At 29.4% G+C, this 20,767-nt stretch carries 15 protein-coding genes and 1 riboswitch; of the genes, 10 read left to right on the top strand and 5 right to left on the bottom strand.

Annotation, left to right across the window (positions count from 1 at the left end; genetic code table 11):
* The first annotated feature begins 71 nt into the window (after positions 1–71).
* From E6248_RS00830 to E6248_RS00820, 3 genes are all read left to right on the top strand, one after another.
* Complete coding sequence (locus E6248_RS00830) at positions 72–980, top strand: LysR family transcriptional regulator (protein ID WP_316338955.1); 909 nt, start codon at positions 72–74, stop codon at positions 978–980.
* A 145-nt stretch (positions 981–1,125) separates the two neighbouring features.
* Positions 1,126–2,193: a helix-turn-helix domain-containing protein gene (locus tag E6248_RS00825; RefSeq protein ID WP_316338954.1), complete on the top strand. Its 1,068-nt coding sequence runs from the start codon at positions 1,126–1,128 to the stop codon at positions 2,191–2,193.
* 180 nt (positions 2,194–2,373) lie between these two features.
* Entirely contained in the window at positions 2,374–4,320 is a 1,947-nt protein-coding gene (locus E6248_RS00820) for an FAD-dependent oxidoreductase (protein WP_316338953.1), read from the top strand.
* A 188-nt stretch (positions 4,321–4,508) separates the two neighbouring features.
* On the opposite strand, the gene E6248_RS00815 is transcribed toward E6248_RS00820, so the two are convergent.
* Together E6248_RS00815 and E6248_RS00810 are read right to left on the bottom strand one after the other, a co-directional pair.
* Positions 4,509–5,534 (bottom strand): LacI family DNA-binding transcriptional regulator, encoded by a 1,026-nt coding sequence (locus E6248_RS00815; protein WP_316338952.1) that lies wholly within the window; start codon positions 5,532–5,534, stop codon positions 4,509–4,511.
* A 25-nt stretch (positions 5,535–5,559) separates the two neighbouring features.
* Positions 5,560–6,735, bottom strand: a complete 1,176-nt coding sequence (locus tag E6248_RS00810) for a galactokinase (RefSeq protein WP_316338951.1) — start codon at positions 6,733–6,735, stop codon at positions 5,560–5,562.
* Positions 6,736–6,919: 184 nt separating this feature from the next.
* On the opposite strand from E6248_RS00810, the gene E6248_RS00805 reads away from it, so the two are divergent.
* Positions 6,920–7,963 carry an aldose epimerase family protein gene (locus tag E6248_RS00805; protein WP_316338950.1) on the top strand — a complete coding sequence of 348 codons (1,044 nt, stop codon included), beginning with the start codon at positions 6,920–6,922 and terminating at the stop codon, positions 7,961–7,963.
* 127 nt (positions 7,964–8,090) lie between these two features.
* On the opposite strand, the gene E6248_RS00800 is transcribed toward E6248_RS00805, so the two are convergent.
* Positions 8,091–10,763, bottom strand: a complete 2,673-nt coding sequence (locus E6248_RS00800; RefSeq protein WP_316338949.1) for a YhgE/Pip domain-containing protein — start codon at positions 10,761–10,763, stop codon at positions 8,091–8,093.
* A gap of 184 nt (positions 10,764–10,947) precedes the next feature.
* On the opposite strand from E6248_RS00800, the gene E6248_RS00795 reads away from it, so the two are divergent.
* Entirely contained in the window at positions 10,948–11,529 is a 582-nt protein-coding gene (locus E6248_RS00795) for a TetR-like C-terminal domain-containing protein (protein ID WP_316338948.1), read from the top strand.
* Between the two features lie 140 nt (positions 11,530–11,669).
* Here E6248_RS00795 and E6248_RS00790 read toward each other — a convergent pair whose 3' ends face one another.
* Entirely contained in the window at positions 11,670–12,554 is an 885-nt protein-coding gene (locus tag E6248_RS00790) for a family 1 glycosylhydrolase (protein ID WP_396335116.1), read from the bottom strand.
* 495 nt (positions 12,555–13,049) lie between these two features.
* On the opposite strand from E6248_RS00790, the gene E6248_RS00785 reads away from it, so the two are divergent.
* From E6248_RS00785 to E6248_RS00775, 3 genes are all read left to right on the top strand, one after another.
* Positions 13,050–13,406, top strand: a complete 357-nt coding sequence (locus tag E6248_RS00785; protein WP_316338947.1) for a type II toxin-antitoxin system PemK/MazF family toxin — start codon at positions 13,050–13,052, stop codon at positions 13,404–13,406.
* Between the two features lie 112 nt (positions 13,407–13,518).
* Complete coding sequence (locus E6248_RS00780; RefSeq protein WP_316338946.1) at positions 13,519–13,764, top strand: hypothetical protein; 246 nt, start codon at positions 13,519–13,521, stop codon at positions 13,762–13,764.
* A gap of 35 nt (positions 13,765–13,799) precedes the next feature.
* Positions 13,800–13,934, top strand: coding sequence for a hypothetical protein (locus tag E6248_RS00775; protein ID WP_316338945.1), 135 nt, complete (start codon positions 13,800–13,802; stop codon positions 13,932–13,934).
* A 28-nt stretch (positions 13,935–13,962) separates the two neighbouring features.
* Here the strand turns inward: E6248_RS00775 and E6248_RS00770 are convergent, their stop codons facing one another.
* Positions 13,963–15,156, bottom strand: a complete 1,194-nt coding sequence (locus E6248_RS00770; RefSeq protein WP_316338944.1) for a hypothetical protein — start codon at positions 15,154–15,156, stop codon at positions 13,963–13,965.
* A 123-nt stretch (positions 15,157–15,279) separates the two neighbouring features.
* Here E6248_RS00770 and E6248_RS00765 point away from each other — a divergent pair, with 123 nt between their 5' ends.
* Positions 15,280–18,294: a tetratricopeptide repeat-containing protein kinase family protein gene (locus E6248_RS00765; protein ID WP_316338943.1), complete on the top strand. Its 3,015-nt coding sequence runs from the start codon at positions 15,280–15,282 to the stop codon at positions 18,292–18,294.
* A 333-nt stretch (positions 18,295–18,627) separates the two neighbouring features.
* Positions 18,628–18,804: riboswitch (Lysine riboswitch) on the top strand.
* A gap of 163 nt (positions 18,805–18,967) precedes the next feature.
* Positions 18,968–20,692: a Na+/H+ antiporter NhaC family protein gene (locus E6248_RS00760; protein WP_316338942.1), complete on the top strand. Its 1,725-nt coding sequence runs from the start codon at positions 18,968–18,970 to the stop codon at positions 20,690–20,692.
* The last annotated feature ends 75 nt before the right edge of the window (positions 20,693–20,767 follow it).

The raw sequence follows: 20,767 nt of genomic DNA, 5'->3' as shown, positions 1-20,767 counted from the left end.
ATATAATATGGCAAGTTTTATTTTATAAGAAAATATATAATTAGAAAACTAATAGGAAAGGGCGATACCTTATGAACTTAAATCACTTAAATTATTTTAGAGTATTAGCAAAGCTTGAGCATTATACTCAAGCAGCAGATAAATTATCAATAACCCAACCTAGCTTAAGTCATGCTATGTCAGCATTAGAAAAAGATTTGGGGACATATTTGTTTGAAAAGCAAGGAAGGAATATAAAGCTAACTAAATATGGAAAGATATATTTTGAATATGTAGATAGAGCATTAAGTGAATTAGAAAAAGGAGAAAAGAAATTAAGAGAATTAACTAATATTTCATCAGGTACTATTGAGTTAGGATATATATACACACTTGGCCCTACTTTTGTACCCAAATTAATTAAAAGGTTTGTAACAATGGGTGAAAATCAAGATATAAAGTTTTTATTTGGGCAAGGAACAACAAAATCTCTTATAGAAGATTTAAAAAATGAAAAATTTGATATGGTTCTTTGTTCATATGTTGAAAATGAAGATGAAGTAGATTTTATACCAATAGAAAATGAAGAGTTAGTCGTAATTGTAGCCAATGAACATCCTTTAGCTAAAAATGAGTCTATTGATTTAAGAGAGTTAGATAATTATCCATTTATAGGTTTTAGTGAGAAAAGTGGTATAAGATCATTAATAAATGGATTATTTGAAAGAGTAAATATAATACCTAATATAATATGTGAGGTTGAAGAAGATAACGCAGTTGCAGGGTTAGTAGAGATAAATTATGGAATTGCCGTTGTTCCAAAGATATCGTCATTAAAGAACTATAATATCAAGGTTCTTCCAATAATAAATCCAACACATGAAAGGTTTATATATCTTGCAACTTTAAAGAATAGATATTTAATACCTTCAGCTAGTTTATTTAAAAATTTTATTATCGAGCAAAGTAAAGATAAATTTTTAGAGAGTAAAAAAATATAAATTATTTCTACGTAATAATATTAAAAGTAAACAATTAACATAGAATCTTAAATTTTAGGCTAAATATTTATGACAGATAAAAAAACAACATGTAGATATTAATGGAAATGAATAATATCTACAGCTACGATAAATGGAGGTTTTTATGCAAAATATGAAATATTATTATGATTTTTCAGGTCAAAAATTCGGCTATCCTTTAAGCCTAAGCATTAACAGCTTTAGCCGACAAGTATTTTCTCGTCATAGTAGTTTAGAAATAGCCTACGTTTTAAAGGGAGAATATGAGGTTACTACAGAAAACTTCTCTCATATAATTAAAGAACATGAACTAGTAATCATTGCTCCAAATGATATTCATATAATTCGTCCAAATTCTAGAGAAGAAAATGTAATTTTAACTATACATATTGATTTTTCTCTATTTCCAGCAGCAATGATAGGAGAAATAAAGAATTCCTACGAATCAATTATTTGTACTGACAATAATAATTTAAAATTATTGAAAAAATTAAAGTTTCAAATAGGTAAATTAGCTGGAGTTCTATTACGTGGTAACAATAATTTATTTGAGTTAAATACAATAATGATGGAAATTGTTTATATAACTTCTAATCATATGCAGTACCCTATTGAACGTTTGCCTATTCAGTCTATTCATAGAGAAAACTATATTAAAGCTATTCAGTACATAGATAGGCATTATCAAGAGGATCTACGTTTAAGTGATGTAGCAAATACACTTATGTTTAGTATTTCATATACTTCCAAGCTCTTTAAGAAGTATACTGGCATTCCATTTGTAAAATATGTTGCTCTAGTAAGAGTCCGTGAATCCATAGAATCTTTATTAGAAGGGAAAAAATCCATTGAGCAGATTGCTGCTGATTGTGGGATGCCAAATTCTAAAGCCTATACCACAGCTTTTAAAGAACTCTATGGAATTGTTCCTAGTAATTATCGCAAAAAGTTTGTCAATAATATTAAGTTTAATGAAGATAAAAGAGAAGAATTAATGTATTTAGATTATAACCAAAGGCAGCTTCTTCAACACTTATTAGAAGAATCAGAAAATATCATTTATGAAAATAATGGTATAAAAATCGAGATGAAAGAAGGGCATATTCTTTGTTCTATTCAAAAATCTAAAGATATAAGAAGCACTATAACTCATTGTAATGATGAAATTATTATAGATATTGATAAAGTTTAATATGGGGTAGCTTAAAATCCACCTTGTGATTTTCTATTATAAGTCATTTTTTGCTTTTATCTTATCTCCTTTCACCTTTAATATTCAAATGTGAAGATATATTTTAACCTTTAACATCAAGCTAGGACAAGGATGATAATGGAATAATATGATAACATCAAGGAAAAAGGAGATGAGGATATGAAAAAATATAGTCATTTATTTTCACCTATTAAAATTGGTGAAACTACAGTTAAAAATCGTATTTTTATGCCACCAATATCTACAAATCTAGCAGATAAAGGTTATGTAACAGATACTTTAGTTGAACATTACGCTGCAAGAGCAAAAGGTGGTGTTGGTCTTATTGTAACTGAAGTAACTACTATTGAACCTATTTATACATATTTACCAGGAGATATGTCCATAAGTGATGATTCTTATATCCCTGGTTGGAAAAAGTTGACGGAGGCTGTACATAAGTATGGTGCAAAAATTATTCCTCAATTATTCCATCCTGCTTACATGGCCTTCCCTATTCCAGGAACACCTCGTTTAATTGCACCATCAAATGTTGGGCCTGCCTATGCAAAGGAAGCACCAAGAGCAGTAACCATACCAGAATTAAAAGTTATTATCAAGCAATTTGGTGAAGCAGCTTTAAGAATTAAAACTGCTGGAGGAGATGGTGTTGAAATTCATGCTGCTCATGCCCATGGTCTACTAGGAGGTTTTTTATCTCCTCTATATAATAAAAGGACTGATGAATATGGCGGTGATATCAATGGCCGTCTGAAATTAACACTAGAAGTTATTGAAGAAGTTCGCCAAAAATGCGGAAAAGATTTCATCATTGATGTAAGGATTTCTGGTGATGAATACTGTGATGGAGGCTTAAATATTAACGATGGGATATATATTGCTAAACAGTTAGAAAAAGCTGGTGCTGATATGATTCATGTATCTGGAGGAACTACTATTATGCGTGGAAGCTCAATACCTGCTCCTGGTACAAAGCAAGGCTCTCATGCTAAGTTATCAGAAGAAATCAAAAAACATACCTCAATTCCAATAGCTACTGTTGGAAGAATTACAGAGCCTTGGATTGCTGATGAATTAATTGCCAATGGCAAGGCAGATATTTGTATGATTGGAAGAGCTAATTTATGTGATTCTGAATTTGCTAATAAGGCTGAAAAAGGTATGGACAAGGATATACGTCCATGCATTGGATGTCTTCGTTGCTTGAATGGTATTATGTTTGGAAATCGTGTAGCTTGCACAATCAATCCTTCTCTAGAAATTGAAAATGAAGATACTATTGAGTTATCAAATACAAAGAAAAAAATTCTTGTTATTGGTGGTGGACCTTCTGGTATGGAAGCAGCTTATGTTGCAAAGAAAAGAGGTCATCATGTAATTCTTTGCGATGAAAATGAAGAGCTAGGCGGACTTATAAACATAGCTTCTGTTCCAGTTGCTAAGCAAGAGCTTTCAAAAGTTACACAATATATGGTTAGAAAACTTGAACAAGCTGGAGTTGAAATACGTTTAAAATGTAAAGTTGATAAAGATTTATTGCAAAATGAATTTTCTGATTATGAAGTGGTTATCAGTAATGGTGCTTCCCCTATTGTTATACAGCCATTTACTATATTTAAACATTGGGCAACTGCTGATGATATTCTAGGTGGAAAAGCCTTCCCTGGCCGTAAAATAGTCATTATTGGGGGTGGCTCTGTAGGTTGTGAAACTGCAGATTATCTAGCACCTCTAGTTTATGACCGTCTACCTAGAGACAGAAAAGTTACTGTAATTGAAATGGCTCCGGAAATCATGTCAACAGAAACAGGCCCTGGTAGAAGTTTACTTGTACAACGTATGATGAAAAAAGGTATAGAGCTAATCTGTAGCGCTAAAGTTGAAAAGGTAGAAGAAGATAAAATATACTACAGCAAAGACGGTGAGATTCACTGCATTTCTGATGCTGATACACTTATCTTTGCAGTAGGTTACCGCACAGATACCAAACTGGCTGATACCTTAAAGGAACTTCAAATGACTTATCACACTATAGGAGACGCAAACAATGTTGGAACAATAAAAGATGCTATTCACGCAGGATATGATATTGCTAAAGAGTTGTAATACAGAGTCTATTAATAATTTTGTGTGAACTTTAGAAAATTTAATTTTATTTAATAGATTAAATTAGAGCTGGAAGCTTAACTATATGTAGATAGAAAAAGTAAACACCTCAAATAAAAAGTAGGTATTAAGATAGTAGAAAAGGAGATGACTCAAAAGTTATCTCCTTTTATATATTATATAAAATTTTAGATACTATCAGAAAGCATAGCAACTGTATCTCTTTTTACTAATGCGTTATTAAGTATAATATTCTTACTATACTCATTATTAGTATTAATCTTTTCAAGTAGTAAAGATGCTGCATTCTCACCTAATAAAGACATGTTCTGGTCTATAGTAGTTAAGTTAGGTTCTATAAATTTACAAAGTTCTATATTATCAAAACCTATTATAGACATATCTTTAGGAACATTAATATTTAATCTCTTACATGCATTTATTGCCCCTACCCCCATAAGGTCATTACAAGCAAATATAGCAGTAGCTTTAGTAGATTGTAAGATATCTAAGAGTATGGAAGTGGTATTACTAACAGTTTCACTACTATTACCAGAACCTATATTAATGATATTTTCTTCTTTGAAACTCCCTATGTTCTTCATGAAATCAGTATAACACTCTTCTTTAACATCATAGGAATAGCTATTGGTACCTCTAATGAATAATATATCTTTATGGTTATTTTCCAAAAGATAGTTTAAAGCAATCCTTGCACCTATAGCTTCATCATTACAGACTGTTGAAACATTTGGAGAGGTTGAAGAACCATTAACAAATACAGTTGGAACTTGACTTCCTATATCATCATAAAATTTAGACTTCACATTCTCTAAATTAGGACTAATAACTATTATACCTGATACATTTCTTGAGATTAATTCCCTAACATATTTGATTTCCTCATTTTTATCATCATTAGTACGACAAAGGATGAAAGATAGTGAGTTAGATTTAAGAGCACTATCAATACCATCAATTACTGCTGGGAAAAACATATTACTTATACTTGGAACTACTACACCTACAATAGAAGATTTTTGCTGAGTTAGTTCTCTAGCTTGCATATTAGGTATATATTTAAGTTCTTTTATTGCTTTAAGAACGCTTTCCTTTGTTTCAGCTTTTACAGGGTAATTTCCGTTCATTACCCTTGATACTGTAGCAACGGAAACATTAGCTCTTTCTGCAACTTCTGCTATAGTTACTTTCATATTAATAATCCACCTTGTAATGTATTTATAAATTTAATTTTCTTGGGCCATCTGAAATATCTACAATGTAGAAGTCAGGTTTATAGCCAATTTTCTTTTCATATTCTCTTGTAGTAAATTCAATAAACTCGTCAATAGAATCAGATTTAACTAAGTTTACAGTGCATCCACCAAAACCAGCACCAGTCATTCTTGCACCTAAAATAATATCCTTTTGATCCCAAGCTAAAGAAACAAGGGTATCAAGTTCAGTGCCAGTAACTTCGTAATCATCCCTTAAGGAAATATGAGATTCATTTAAGAGCTTACCAAATTCCTCAAGTTTATTTTCTTCAAGTGCTTGTACAGCTTTTAAAGTTCGTTGATTTTCATAAACAGCATGCTTAGCTCTTTTTCTTCTAGTAGAGTCTGCTATTAAATCTTTATATTTTTCAAACTCATCTATAGTTAAGTCACCTAAAGAGCTTATATTTACAACAGTTTGCAATTCTTTTAGTGCAGTTTCACATTCAGTACGTCTCTCGTTATATTTTGAATCTGCAAGACCACGTTTTTTATTAGTATTACCTATTACTAGTTTGTATCCATCCATATTGATAGGGCTATATTTATATTTTAATGTATTACAATCAAGAAGAAGGGCGGAATCTTTCAATCCCATACATATAGAAAATTGATCCATTATGCCGCAGTTAACACCGATAAATTTATTTTCAGCTTCTTGGGCTATTTTAGCTATATCAACATTGCTTATATTTAATTTAAAGTAGTGATTTAAGATAGTAGCTGTTAAAACTTCTATAGATGCAGAAGAAGATAAGCCTGAACCATTAGGAATATCACCATAAATAAGGATGTTGAATCCAGTTGGTATGCTATAACCATGATCAATAATAGTCTTTATTACACCTTTAGGGTAATTAGCCCAATCATGTTCCTTGTTATAAACAAGTTCACTTAAATCAAATTCAATAGTTCCTAATTCTTTAAAATTTAGAGAGTGAAGCAAGAACTTATTATCATTTCTTTTTGAAACTAGACCATAAGTTCCAAAGGAAATAGCACAAGGAAATACATTACCACCGTTATAATCTGTGTGCTCACCAATTAAATTAACTCTTCCAGGTGAAAAGAAAATATCCTCACAGTTTTCATTAAAAGTATTATAAAAATCATTTTTTAAAATTGTTAAATCAGTCATCTCAATACCTCCTTTATTATAATTTAATAGTAACCGATTACTATTAAGAAGTAAAGAGTTTTTTAGAAAATATTCTCAATTATATTGTTATTAAAATGTTTACAATGGGGAGGGAGAGGATTATACTAGTATTAAAAAGAAATAAAAATAGTAAGCGATTTCTAAAGGGGGATGGAGAAGAATTATGAGAATAGATAAAAAAGAGATAACTCTAAAGGATAGTAAAAAAATATTACAATATTCACTTAGTAATGATAATGGAATAGAAATAAAGATATTAACATTAGGTGGAATTATAACAGATATTATAGTGCCAGATTCAAAGGGAATTTCAGAAAATATAGTTATAGGGTGGAATGACTTAAATGATTATATGGATGATACATCTTATGCAGGAGCAATTGTAGGGAGAAATAGTGGAAGAATTGCTGATGGTAAGATAAAAATAGGAGAGAAGGTTTATGAAGTAACTAAGAATCAAGGATCAAATACTCTTCATGGAGGAAATGAAGGCTTTAATAAAAAGATTTGGAATGATTCTATAGAAGTTAATGATAAAGAAGTAAGTTTAATACTAGAGTCTTCTAGTCAGGATGGTGAAGAAGGTTTTCCAGGTAATCTTAAGCTAAGAGTAGTATATTCTTTAAATAATGAAAATGAATTTTCAATAAAGAATCATGGAATAAGTGATGAAGATACCATATTAAATATGACTAACCATAGTTATTTTAATTTATCTGGAAATATTAAGAGAAATATATTAGATGAAAGATTAACTGTAAAAGCTGATAAGATTGCAACTATAAGAGAGGACTCTGCATTAACTGGAAATTTAATTGATGTTAAGGGGACACCTTTTGACTTTAATACTAGTAAAAAAGTAGGAGAAGATATAGAAAAAATAAATAAGCAATTAGAATTAGCTAATGGTTATGATCATCCATGGGTATTAATAGAAGATCAGGGATACAATATAAAGCTTGAAGATGATATATCAGGAAGAGGAATGGAAATATATACAGATAGAAAAGCAGTAGTAATATATTCTACTAATTTTCCTGTGGATAAGAAGTTGACTAATGGAAATGTAGAAAGTAAATATGATGGAATTTGTTTTGAGACACAGAATTTACCTATAGGTCAGAATTATAGGTTTATTGAGGATTCCTTGATAAGAGAAGGGGAGGAATATAGTACAACTACTGTATTTAAGTTTTATTGTATATAGAGATTAAAGTAGCAGGATAAGATGAGAGTGGGTATACTAGCAGCTCAAATTTAATAGAAAAAAACCTATAGGGTAGATTTTATAATTTCTACTCTATAGGTTTTTAATATTTTATCTATCAAGATTTTTATATAGATGCTTCTAGTAATTCAGGTAGGGTTGTTTTAGTGCTTTTATTTTTCTTAATTACTACAATTACAGAAAGTATTGAGCAAACAATACCTATTACTAAAAGAACAGTTATTTGAGGAACTATTGATAATCCTGTAGATATTCCATTTCTAAATCCATCTACGGCATAGGTAAATGGCATATAGTTATGAATAGCTTTGAAGAAGCTATCTGAAAGTTCTATTGGATAAGTTCCTGCAGAACCACTTAATTGTAAAACCATAAATACTAATAAAATAAAGCTTCCTATTTTTCCTAGAAGTAGATTCATCAAGTAAACAATAGCCATAAATGATAAGGAAGCAGTTATGGCAACTAAATAAGTTTTACCTAGGTAAGCTGGATCAAGTCCATTAAATAACATTAGTGCACTAACCATAATTACAGCTTGAATAATTGCTATGGATAAAAGTTTTAATGCTTTCTTAGGCCAGAATGCTCTTGGATTTTCTTTTCCATTCTTAATGTCTTTTTCTGTAGAGAATAATATGCAGAAGGCTAGGCAACCTACCCATAATCCTACACACATCATATATGCTGCCATTGCATTACCATTGTTAGCAATATATGAATTTATTGATTCAACACCTTCTACAGGTGAGGCAAACATTTCTTTTGATTGATCAGATAATTTAGTGCTTTTTATAGTTTCTGAGCCTTCTTCAAGAGATTCCTTTAAAGTTCCTGAACCATCTTTTAATTTATCAGCTCCACTACTTAATTCAACAGAACCATCATAAAGCTTAGAAGCTCCATTAGAAATAGATGTAGAAGCTGAGTTTATTGTACTAATTCCTGATTTTAGTGAATCATTGTTTTCTGATAAGGTATTTAATCCTTGTACTAAGGTATTTGAACCTTCAGCAATTTGTCCAATTCCATTTGTTAAGGTTGGAACTGAGGAATTTAAAGTAGCTGTTCCATTAGCTAAACTTTCAGCACCAGTTACAATTGCCTTGGAATTTGAATTTAACGTATTAGCACCTTTATAAATTTCAGTAACTCCAGCAGTATAATTTCCAATTCCAGCAGATAAGATTTCACTACCATTCTTTAAAGTAGTTATACCAGAATTTACAGCTTTAGTTCCAGGTATTATTTGATTATCTAAAGCAGTTCCTACTTTTTCAAGACCTGAATATAAGCTATTTACAGTAGTTTTAGCCTTTTCAGTAAGTATATCTGAATTACTAGCAAGAGTTCCTAAAGCTGTTTTTGCTTCATCGACTTGGCTAGAAATAGTAGATACTCCATTTACAGCTGAGTTTAAATTAGTAGATGCTGATGAAGTTTCTGTAGCTATATTATTTAATTCATTACTTAAATTAGTTAGAGGAGAAGATAAACCATTTATAATCTCTTCCTGAGTAGCCTTGTCTAAAGCTTTAAACCAAGGGGCCTCTTTAGTCTCAGCAATTTTTGTCTTAAGTTCATTAATGTAGGTTGAAGAATTTTTAACTGAAGTTCCTACATTATATAAGTTTTTTCCTAAAGACGTAAAATCAGATGTTAAATTATCACTTGAACTATTTTGAATAGCATTGTTAATATTATTAATACCTAAATTTAGACTATCTAAAGAAGTAGTTAAAGTTTTGATGTTTTTATTGCTTTCATCATTAACTGAAGTCTTTATAGAGGAAGATAAAGCATTTAATCCACCAAGAAGACTTTCACTTCCTTTTTGTAAATCTGATACTCCAGAATTTAGATCATTAGCACCTGATAATAAATTACTAGAATTTGAATTAAGTTTAGAAGCACCATCTCCCAATGAAGCTACTCCTAAAGTATAGCTTTGTAAACCTGAGTATAGGTTGTTAGCACCAGCATTAAGACTATTAACCCCTTCAGCAAGAGTTGAAGATTTATCATTTAATGTGCTGATTCCTGCATTTAAGTTTTTAGAACCATCTTGTATTTTATCTACAGCAGATAAATAATCGTTGATTCCTGTTTCATATGCGTTTATTCCATCTGTGAAGGTTAAACTACTATCATATAGAAGCTTTAAGTTTGATCCTATAGTATCAGAACCTTCTTTTAAAGATGTTAATCCTTCATTTATTTGAGAGGCACCATCAGCAGCGTCAGATAGCTGAATCCCTATTGAAGAGAATTCATCAAATACAGATTTAGCGTAAATCTCAGTAACACTATTTTCTATAGATGTTGTAATCTTTTGAATTGCTGACTCACTCATTTTAGAAGCAATATAATTTTTTCCTGGGTTTATCTTATATTGCAATTCCATTTTTAGAGGATTATCCTCTAAAAGAGTTGTAGCATTATAAGAGAAGTTTTCAGGGATTGTAATTACCATGTAATAAGATCCATTATCTAATCCCGTCTGAGCTGTTTCTTCATCTACAAAATTAAAATCAAGAGAAGCATCCTCTTTAAGATTTTTAACAAGTTCATCTCCAACAGCTAATTCTTCGCCATTATAATTATGGGATTTATCTAGATTTACTACAGCTACAGGTAGTTTATCGACATTTCCATAGGGATCCCACATTGAGCCTAAGAAAACAGTAGTATAAATCGTTGGAATTAATATTACTGCTATAACTGCGATAAATTTGATAATTTTAAATAATTGTGATTTGTCTTCTTTTAAGTCATCCATAATATCACCTTCCTATTTTCTTTTGCCTTTAATAATACAACCCGTGAGTATTATTGAACACAGTGTTGTTTTTTAATTTAATATTCATTATAATTACAGTAAGGTTTAAAGGCAATAATCAATGTTATTCAAATAGTTCATTAATGAACATTTGATATTAATAGTGTTCAGAAAGGGGTATTTTATGGTTAATAAAGATAGAAGAATAAGAAAAACAAAAGATGTATTAAAGAAAAGCTTAATAATTCTTATGCAGGAGAAAAGTATAAATTCTATTACAGTAAAAGAGCTTTGTGAAAAAGCAGATATAAATAGGGGAACTTTTTATTTACACTATAAAGATGTTTTTCATATGTTAAGTGAAATAGAGAAGGAGCTATTTGAAGAATTTCAAGATATGATATTATCTTATGAGATTTCTCCGGATAAAATTGAAACGAAACCTATATTAAAAGATATATTTACTTTTATAGCAAAAAATAGCGATTTTTGCATAGTTATTCTTTGTGAAAGAGGAGATATGGCTTTTATGAAAAAAATAGTATCTGTAATATATGAAAAAGGTTATAGTGACTGGTCTAATATTTTAAAAAAGAATGATAAGGATCTTTTTGATAAATATTATTCATTTATTTTATATGGAGCCATAGGATTGATAGATTATTGGCTTAAAAATGGACTTAAGGAATCACCAGAATATATGGCAATGTTAACAGAAAATATAATTTTAAATGGTTTAAAATCAGTAAATTTAATTAATTCGTAGAAAAGATAAGCATTGAATATTTAGAGATAAAATGAGTTAAAAAAGCTGACTCCGCTTTGAATAAGGGGTCAGCTTTTATCTTATTAACTATTTTTAATTATTCTTGATAAATAAGAGAAGTTTAAAAAAGTGGCTTTATGCTAATCTAAATTTTCTCCATTAGTGCTAATTACTTTTTTATACCATTCGAATGATTTCTTTTTACTTCTCTTTAAAGTACCAACACCATTGTTGTCACGATCAACATGAATAAATCCATAACGTTTTTTCATTTCTCCAGTACCAGCACTAACAAGATCAATACATCCCCACATCGTATAGCCGAATAAGTTGACTCCATCTTGTTCAACTGCATCTTTCATGGCTTGTATATGGCTTCTTAAATACTCAATACGATAATCATCTATAATCTCACCATTTTCATTAGGAATGTCATTTGCTCCTATCCCATTTTCTGCAATGAACATTGGTTTCTTATAGCGATCATTAAATATATTTAGAATTAATCTTAATCCTAGTGGATCAAATTGAGATCCCCACTCACTTGCTTTTAAATACGGGTTTTTAACAGTTGCAAAGGCAGCTCCATCCTTTTGAATATTATCTTCTAATCTAGAACTCATACAACTAGAATGATAATAAGAAAAGGCAATAAAATCTACTGTATTATTCTTAAGAATTTCAAAATCGTCAGAGCCAGTTTCAAGACTGAAGCCTTCGTTCTTTAACATTGTTAATACATGGGTTGGATATTCTCCATTAGCTTGGACATCTGTAAAGAAGTAGCTTTCACGATTTTTATTAAATGCATACCAAATATCTTCTGGAGAACATCTTCTTGGATATATTAATGCAGAATTAATCATGCATCCAATTTGATTGTCTGGATCAATTTCATGTGCAAGCTTAGTTGCTAGAGCACTAGCTAGTAGTTGATGGTGCGCAGCTTGGTACTGAACATGCTTTTTATTTTCTCCATCTTTAAAGATTATACCAGCTCCTAAAAATGCTCCATGGAAGATCATATTAATGTTTCATGATTTAAATATGATTATTGTAATGCTAATAAATAAGAATTAGAATACTTAATAAATAAATGGGGATTATAGTGATTAATATTAGTGTATTTTAAGTACAAAAAGTTATATGTGATTTTAATAAGATGATAAGAGAAAATAAAATTTGGGATAAACTTAGAGGCAAATTTCAATCACATAAATATGCTATTAAGAGTACAGGACTAGTGCAGATTTAAATGAACTATCTAAAATGATTGAATAGGGATTGGAAAAGTCTCATTTAGGTATGATACTGAGGGCTATGTTATAAGTAAATATATAATATCAAAATAATAAATTGACTGAGTTATAAGATGCCTATGGGTTTAGATACAAAACCATAGGCATTTATTTTTTTATTTATTATTGAAGCATAAAACGAAAAATCATTTTTACAGATAGTGAAATTAGCAAATTATAATAAAAGTATAAAGTTAATAAATGATTTTGGAGGTAATAAAAATGTTAGATTTTATTAAAAGAGGAAACTTAGTTATGGTCAATTTTGGAGCAACTAGAGAAGGGTCATGTCAGCGAGGGGTAAGACCAGCAATTGTGGTTCAAAATAATGCAGGGAATAAATACTCAACGACTACTTTAGTTATACCGCTTACATCAAGAAGTAAAAATAAGTTGCCTGTACATTATGAACTAAAGGAAAATTATGATATTGCATATTCAGGTAGCATAGCTATGGCAGAGCAGTTATCAGTTATATCTAAAGAACAGATACTTAGAGTAGGGAAACTTCTATCAGCAGAGGATATCAGGGGGATTGATAACATATTAAGTGTTCAGCTTAATTTAGATGCAATGTAGATAGTACGTACATATAAGATGAAAATCATTTTTACAGATAGGATTTTTATCTTGTTATTATAAAAATGTAGAAAACATTATATAAAAATTTAATGATAAAGGAGTTAATATTATGGGATTTGGAAAGATTTTTGAAAGAGGATTACAAGGGGCAGAATTAGGAGGACTTATTGGTGCAGCTTTTACAACAGTGGCAGCTACTACAACTTTATTTGTTACAGGACCAATTGGTATGGCAGCATTGGCAGCAACAGCTACCGCATCTGCAGTTAGTGGAACTGCAATAGGAACAGGCATTGGAGGGGGAGTTGGAGCAGCATTCGGAGCAGCTGAAGAATATATGGAGTCAAAAAATTAAAATTAACATAATTAAATTTGAAAGGAGTTTTTATTATGGCAAGTCCAAAGGAAACAGGGGGACCAATTGTTAAGACAGGTCCAAATGCAGGAAAGGTAAGAACAAGAAGAAAGGATGGACCTTGGAGAAAGAAGCGTAGTGATGCTGGAGTACCTAGAAAGACTGAATAGCTAAAGAGAGGTTAAGGATGATAAATCCTTAACCTAAATCATCATCTAAAATTTCTAAAATTATTTCTCTGAAGGTATCAAGGGGATAAGATGTTTTAGAACAATATAAAAATAACCAATCAAATGGATTCCCAGGATAGAGCCTATTCATTCCAGCTTCTATTAGCATATCATTAGTTTCATGGAGAAATACTATGCTATTATCAGGTGAATCATCTTTATTTATAGCAATAGTAGCCCAAAAAGTATAAAAATTAAGTAGTACTAATGATTTTCTTAACATATCAAAGGTTATATGTTTATTATTGAATATATTAGAAAAGGTTATTTTTGTTGGATAGTTTTTCAAAATTATTTTTTGGAAGTTTCCATTCTTAGACAATAGTGATGAAGACTTTAGTTTGGATATTCCTTCGATTTTAAAATAATGTATTATATATATTAGAAAGTCGATAGACGATTTATCCATTTTTTCAGTTATTTCTTCATCAAAAAACATATTACTTTCTTCAACGGCTAACTTTTTTGCTTGATTAATTAGGTTGTTTAATATATTTATTGCAGAAGTAGAGCTTTTTTTAAAGTTATATTTATTAGTTTCTATATATTCTAATAATTCTAAGTCCTTGCTTATATTGTTAACTTGCTCACCAATTTCTTTAGTATAAATAGTATTATTATTTTTAGATGAAATATCGCTTTCTATTATTTTTTTTGCTTCGGATATAAGAGATATAGCTTGTTTATAATTCAATCCTTTTTTTAATGAGTAAAAGTAGATTAATTCATTTATATCTCTATAGTTAAAATATTTTTCAAAGTAAACATCACTAAAAAATTTGGCAGATTCATTTTTTGATAAGCCTAATGCAAAGCAAACTTTAAACATATTTTCCCTACTTAAGGAGTTGGATGCAGGTCTAGAGTCTAAAAACCAGCTTTTTATTGTTGCTTTACTAATTTTTATTTCTTCATCACAAAACTTTTTATAGAGGAAATTAGTTTTAGCAGGTATATCATCCAGTTCATCATTATAACCATGATTTTTTATAAAATTCGTTAATCCATCTGAGAATTGTCTAAAATTTTTTGCGATATCCAAATAGTTTATAGTATCTTTTAAATCATAAGAATCTTCATCAAGGGCTAATTCTAAGAGTGAATCATTCATTAGCTCGGTAAAATCACCATTAGTTTTAAAAACAGTAAATATATTATCCATAATTATATCCTCATAAATTAAATAAATTTATGATAATTTTATCATATAGAAGGAAATTTGTCATAATTTGTTTAATATATAAATAGCATTACTAAAAGTTTATAGGAGTTTAGGGGGAAGATTTTGAGAATAGAATTAAATGAAGGTCAGAAAATTAATATTTTTAATTATGATAACATAGGAAATAAGTATGAGTATGAATTTTATATAATTAAAGTGGTAGGATATGGGGCAAGCTGTATAGTTTATGATGCATACTATTATGATGTTCAAAGTAGTAAGCATATGGTTAGATTGAAGGAATATTATCCTGTTAAATCTAATGTTGGTAGAGATATTAATGGAAGTTTAATTATAGATGATAAAAATAATAATTTTATAGAAGGACTAAGCCGGTTCGAAGAAGCATATAAAAGACATGCAAATATTCAATTAAGTGAAAGTTTTGTAAATATAACTACTAATGTACAAGGACTATTTGAAGGTAATTCCACTAAATATATGGTTATAAATTATAATAATGGTGTTACTTATGAAAAAGCTGAATTTAATTCGGTGAATGATGTTTTAAAATCTGCATTAGCCTTAACAAAGGCCGTTGGTAAGTATCATGATATGGGACTTTTACATTTAGATATAAAACCAGCAAATATCTTAACTATTCCAGAAAGTAAAGAGCTAATAATGTTATTTGATTTTGATAGTGTACAAGAAAAGTCAAATATACAATCAGGGGATATAGAAAATTTATCTTATTCTGAAAGGTGGGCAGCACCGGAGCAACTTCAATATGATTTTAGAAGAATCTCAGAAGAAACTGATATTTACGCAATTGGTGCCGTTATATTTAATAGAATTATGGGAAGATATGTTGAGTTTATGGATAGAAGGATATATGCAACTTGGAGTTATAACAAAGAAGATAGATTGTTCAAGGATGTAAATCCAGAGACATTTACTTTGTTAACAGAACTTTTTCATAAAACATTATCCTCGTCTACAATAAAGCGATTTCACACAACTAAAGAATTACAAAAGTTATTAGAGAAGTTAGTAAATGTTACAGAATCTAGTAGATGTTTTTTAAAGACAAATTTACCTAAAGAATTATCTTATTTTGTTGGAAGAGATAATGAACTTAGTGAAATAAAGAACATTATATTAAATGAAGAAGATATTTTATTTTTAAGAGGTATTGGCGGTATAGGAAAGAGTGAAATAGTTAAAAACTTCGCTAGAGATAATTATGAAATCTTTACAAGCATTGTCTTTGCAAGATATACAGATTCAATTAAGTCTATGATTATAAGCGATAGTGAAGTACCAATAAGTAATTTTAATAAAGGAATTAATGAATCAGATGATGACTATTTTATAAGAAAAATGAAGAAACTTCATGACATATCTAATAAGGATATTTTATTTATAGTTGATAACTTCGATGTAGAAGATGATGAATATCTTGATAAATTACTTAGATGTAACTTTAAATTTATTTTTACAACAAGAAATGATTTTTGTAGCCTTGGATATAAGCAAATGAATATATTGGAAATTAGTGATGTAAATAAAATAAATAATATTTTCTATAATTATTATAAAAAAGAAGTGAATGACAAAGATAAGGTAGCTATATTAGAAATTATTAATCTTGTAGGTAGGCATACAATGACTGTAGAGCTAGTAGCTAAGCAAATGATGATGAGTAGAATTAAGCCAGTAGATATGTTGAATAAGCTTAGTAATTTAGGACTTACCAATTTAGCAAAGGAAAAAATAAAACATAGAAAAGATTCTAAGTTAAATAATAAGGACATAAGTGAACATATCTATGCCTTATTTAATTTATCAAAAGCAAGTTATATTCAAAAAAGAATACTTATAGATCTTAGCTTTATACCGCATATAGGAATAGATATAGAGAAGTTCAAAGAAATGAGTAATTTGGATAGCTTTGAAGATATTAATTATTTAATTGATTTAGGGTGGGTAAGGATAAATGATTGTGATGTAATTTCTCTTCATCCAGTAATTGCAGATGTAATAAGAACGAAGATTGATTATAACTATGAAGAAGTTGAGAGTTTTATAGATAATTTGGTAGATTATTTACACATAGATTCAAATACTACTAACAATGAAAAATCATTAAAGATTAAGTACGGTGAGCACTTATTAAAATACATTGATATTGATTTAGAAGTATATAGATATTTATATTATAATGTTTCATTTTTATATAGTAATAGTGGAAATTATAATAAAGCACTAGAATTTTGTTATAAAACAATAGAGTTATTTAATGATAAATGTAATGAAGATTATAGAGATGTAGTATTCAATATTTATAATAATCTAGGTACTATTTACTGTGAGCTTAATCAGTATAATGATGCATTAAAGATATTTAAGGATTTAGATAATTTTATAGATAATAACTTTAAGGATGTTCCCTTACGTAAGGGGGAGAATCTTAATGATATTGGTTATATATATATGAATACAGATAGGGTTGAAAAAGGAATTGAATATACAAAAAGAGCTTTAGATATTTATATTGAAGAGTTAGGAGAAAAAAATAGTGATGTGGTCGTTATTTTAAATAATATTGCCTTTGGTTATAGTAAATTAGATAATGTTAAAATGCAGAAAGAATATTACTTAAAAGCATTGGAAATATTAAATTCAATTGATAATAATAAAAGAACTGTAGCTGTTGTTGAAGGTAATCTAGGGTGCCTTTATGAAAAGGAAAAAAATTACTTTGAAGCATTAAAGCATCAAGAGAAGGCTTTAGATATTAGGAGGGAATTATACGGAGATATACATCCAGATGTAGCATTATCTTTAAAAGAAATTGCATCAGTATTTATTGAACTAGGGCGTTTTGAAGATGCAGAGGAAAATATACTAAAGGCTTTAGAAGTGTGTAAAAAGGTGTTTGATGAGGATAACTTAAGAACAGCAGATTGTTATAATCTTTTGGGGTTACTTTATTATAAATTAGATAAAAATGAAAAGTCTTTGGAGTATTTAGATAAAGTTTTAAAGATTAGAGTAAAATATTTAGGAGAGGATCATTCATCTGTACGAAAAACCTGTTGTAATATACAAAGGGTCAAAGATGAGATAGATTAATATGTAGATTATAACACTATTTTGTGATTATGTGTAATATAAAGGGGCTGTCGCACAAGCAGCTTAAATTAAGGATTAAAAATTAAAAATGAAGAATTATTGATGTAATTCTTACAGGATTACTAAAATTAACTTCTTTTCAAAATTTCTTCGGGAGTTTTTCATTGTGCGACAGCACCTTTATAGTCACTACTATAGTAAAATAGTCATATCATACAGTAATTAAGAGTAAATGAGTATAATTATAAGAATAACTACTATAATTTAACTTGGATATGGTTGTAAAATTAGTGTTAAGAATGTATAATACATATGAAAATCGAATGTAAATAATAACGAGGTAGAGGTGCAGTATTAAAGAGTACTATTAATGAGGTAAGCACGATGAGTTAATAGGAAAGGGAATATTGCCGAAGTGTATGATTAATGCTTTAATATCATGTCACTGGGGTTATATATAATATATATGACACTGTCACAAAGTTTATTTTGTGGAGAGCTATCATTAGAGAATTTTACTTTTTAAAAAGAATTTAAATTTGTTTAAATAATAAAAGGTGGAATATCTGGTGTAGCTTTGACTAAGACTATAATTAGTATAAGCTAAACTTGGTATTTCACCTTTTTAGATTCTACCTTTTAGTTATTTACACTTATAACAGGGGGGAACAATATGAAGAAGAAAAGAAATTTTAGAATTATTATTATGACAATGATGATGGTTTTATTATCAACATCAGTTGTATTTGCATCTGAAGTTGATATTGCAACATCTAATGCAGAACATTATGGATTTTTAACATTAATACCACCAATAATAGCTATAGTATTAGCTTTTATAACTAAGAATGTTATTATTTCATTATTTGTAGGAACCTTAGCAGGTACATTTTTAGTTAGTTTAGTTGATCATTCATTTGTTGGTGCTTTAATTCAAGCATTTTTAGATTTTGTATCTAGAGCTCTAAACTCACTAGCTGATCCTTGGAATGCTGGAATAATACTTCAAGTGCTAGTTATTGGTGGAGTTATTCACCTAGTAGCAAAAATGGGTGGTGCAAAAGCAGTTGCTGAGGCTTTAGCAAGAAAAGCTAAGACTGCAAAAAGTACACAACTAGTTACACTTTTACTTGGACTTGCAGTTTTCTTTGATGATTATGCAAATTCATTAATAGTTGGACCTATAATGAAGCCGGTTGCTGATAAAATGAAAATTTCAAGAGAGAGACTAGCTTTTATAATAGATGCAACAGCAGCTCCTATCGCAGGTTTAGCAATAGTATCAACTTGGATAGGATTAGAGGTTGGATTAATAAATGATGCATTTAGTAATGGACTTGGAATTGAAGTTGATGCTTTTGGAGTATTTTTAGAAACTATCCCATATAGATTTTATAATATTTTAATTTTAGCCTTTGTATTTATAACTTCATTATTACTTAAGGATTTTGGACCTATGTATAAGGCTGAAGTTGCAGCAAGAAGAGCAGACTTACATAAAGAAGAGTCTGTTGATGAATCTTCAAAGATGGACCACTCAGAACTTGAACCTAAAGAAGGAATAAAGCTTAGTATATGGAATGCAATAATACCTATAGGAGTATTAGTAGTAACAGCATTAATTTGTTTCTATTACAGTGGCTATTCTTCAATTATGGCTGGAGATAATGTAGCAGTTCAACAAATAATGACTAATTCTCCAATGTCATTTAAAGCTATACAAGAAGCGTTCAGTGCATCTGATGCATCTGTTGCATTATTCCAATCAGCATTAATTGCAAGTATAGTAGCAATTGTAATGGGAGTTTATAAAAAGATATTTACTCTTTCAGAAGCTATAGATACTTGGATAGATGGAATGAAACCTTTATTAATAACTGGAGTAATATTATTACTAGCATGGTCATTAAGCTCAGTAATTAAGGATTTAGGAACAGCAAAATATTTAGTTAATATGTTATCAGGATCATTACCAAACTTCCTTCTTCCAACAATAATATTTATTTTAGGCTCTATAATTTCCTTTGCAACAGGAACAGCTTATGGAACAATGGGAATATTAATGCCTTTAGCTATACCACTAGCTTATTCTATGAATCCAGATATGGGATTTGTAATAGTTAGTACAAGCGCAGTTTTAACTGGAGCAATTTTTGGGGACCACTGTTCTCCAATTTCAGATACAACTATTCTTTCATCTATGGGAGCAGGATGTAACCATATAGCTCACGTTAATACTCAAATGTGGTATGCATTATTTGTAGCTGGAATAACTATAGTATTTGGATATATACCTGCAGGATTTGGAGTTAAATGGTACATAGTATTACCAATAGCTTTACTTGCAACATTCTTAGGAGTTCAGATATTAGGTAAAAAAGTAGAGGAAAGCAAATAAGTTGCTTCAAGTAATGGATAGCAATTAATAATTGAAATTTATGGTGAAACTCAGCAGAAGCTGAGTTTCTTTTTT

The organism is Clostridium sp. (assembly GCF_032552055.1).
Taxonomy (GTDB): domain Bacteria; phylum Bacillota; class Clostridia; order Clostridiales; family Clostridiaceae; genus Clostridium.
The sequence above is the reverse complement of the archived record's forward strand: the minus strand, read 5'-3'. Positions and strand labels throughout refer to the sequence as shown.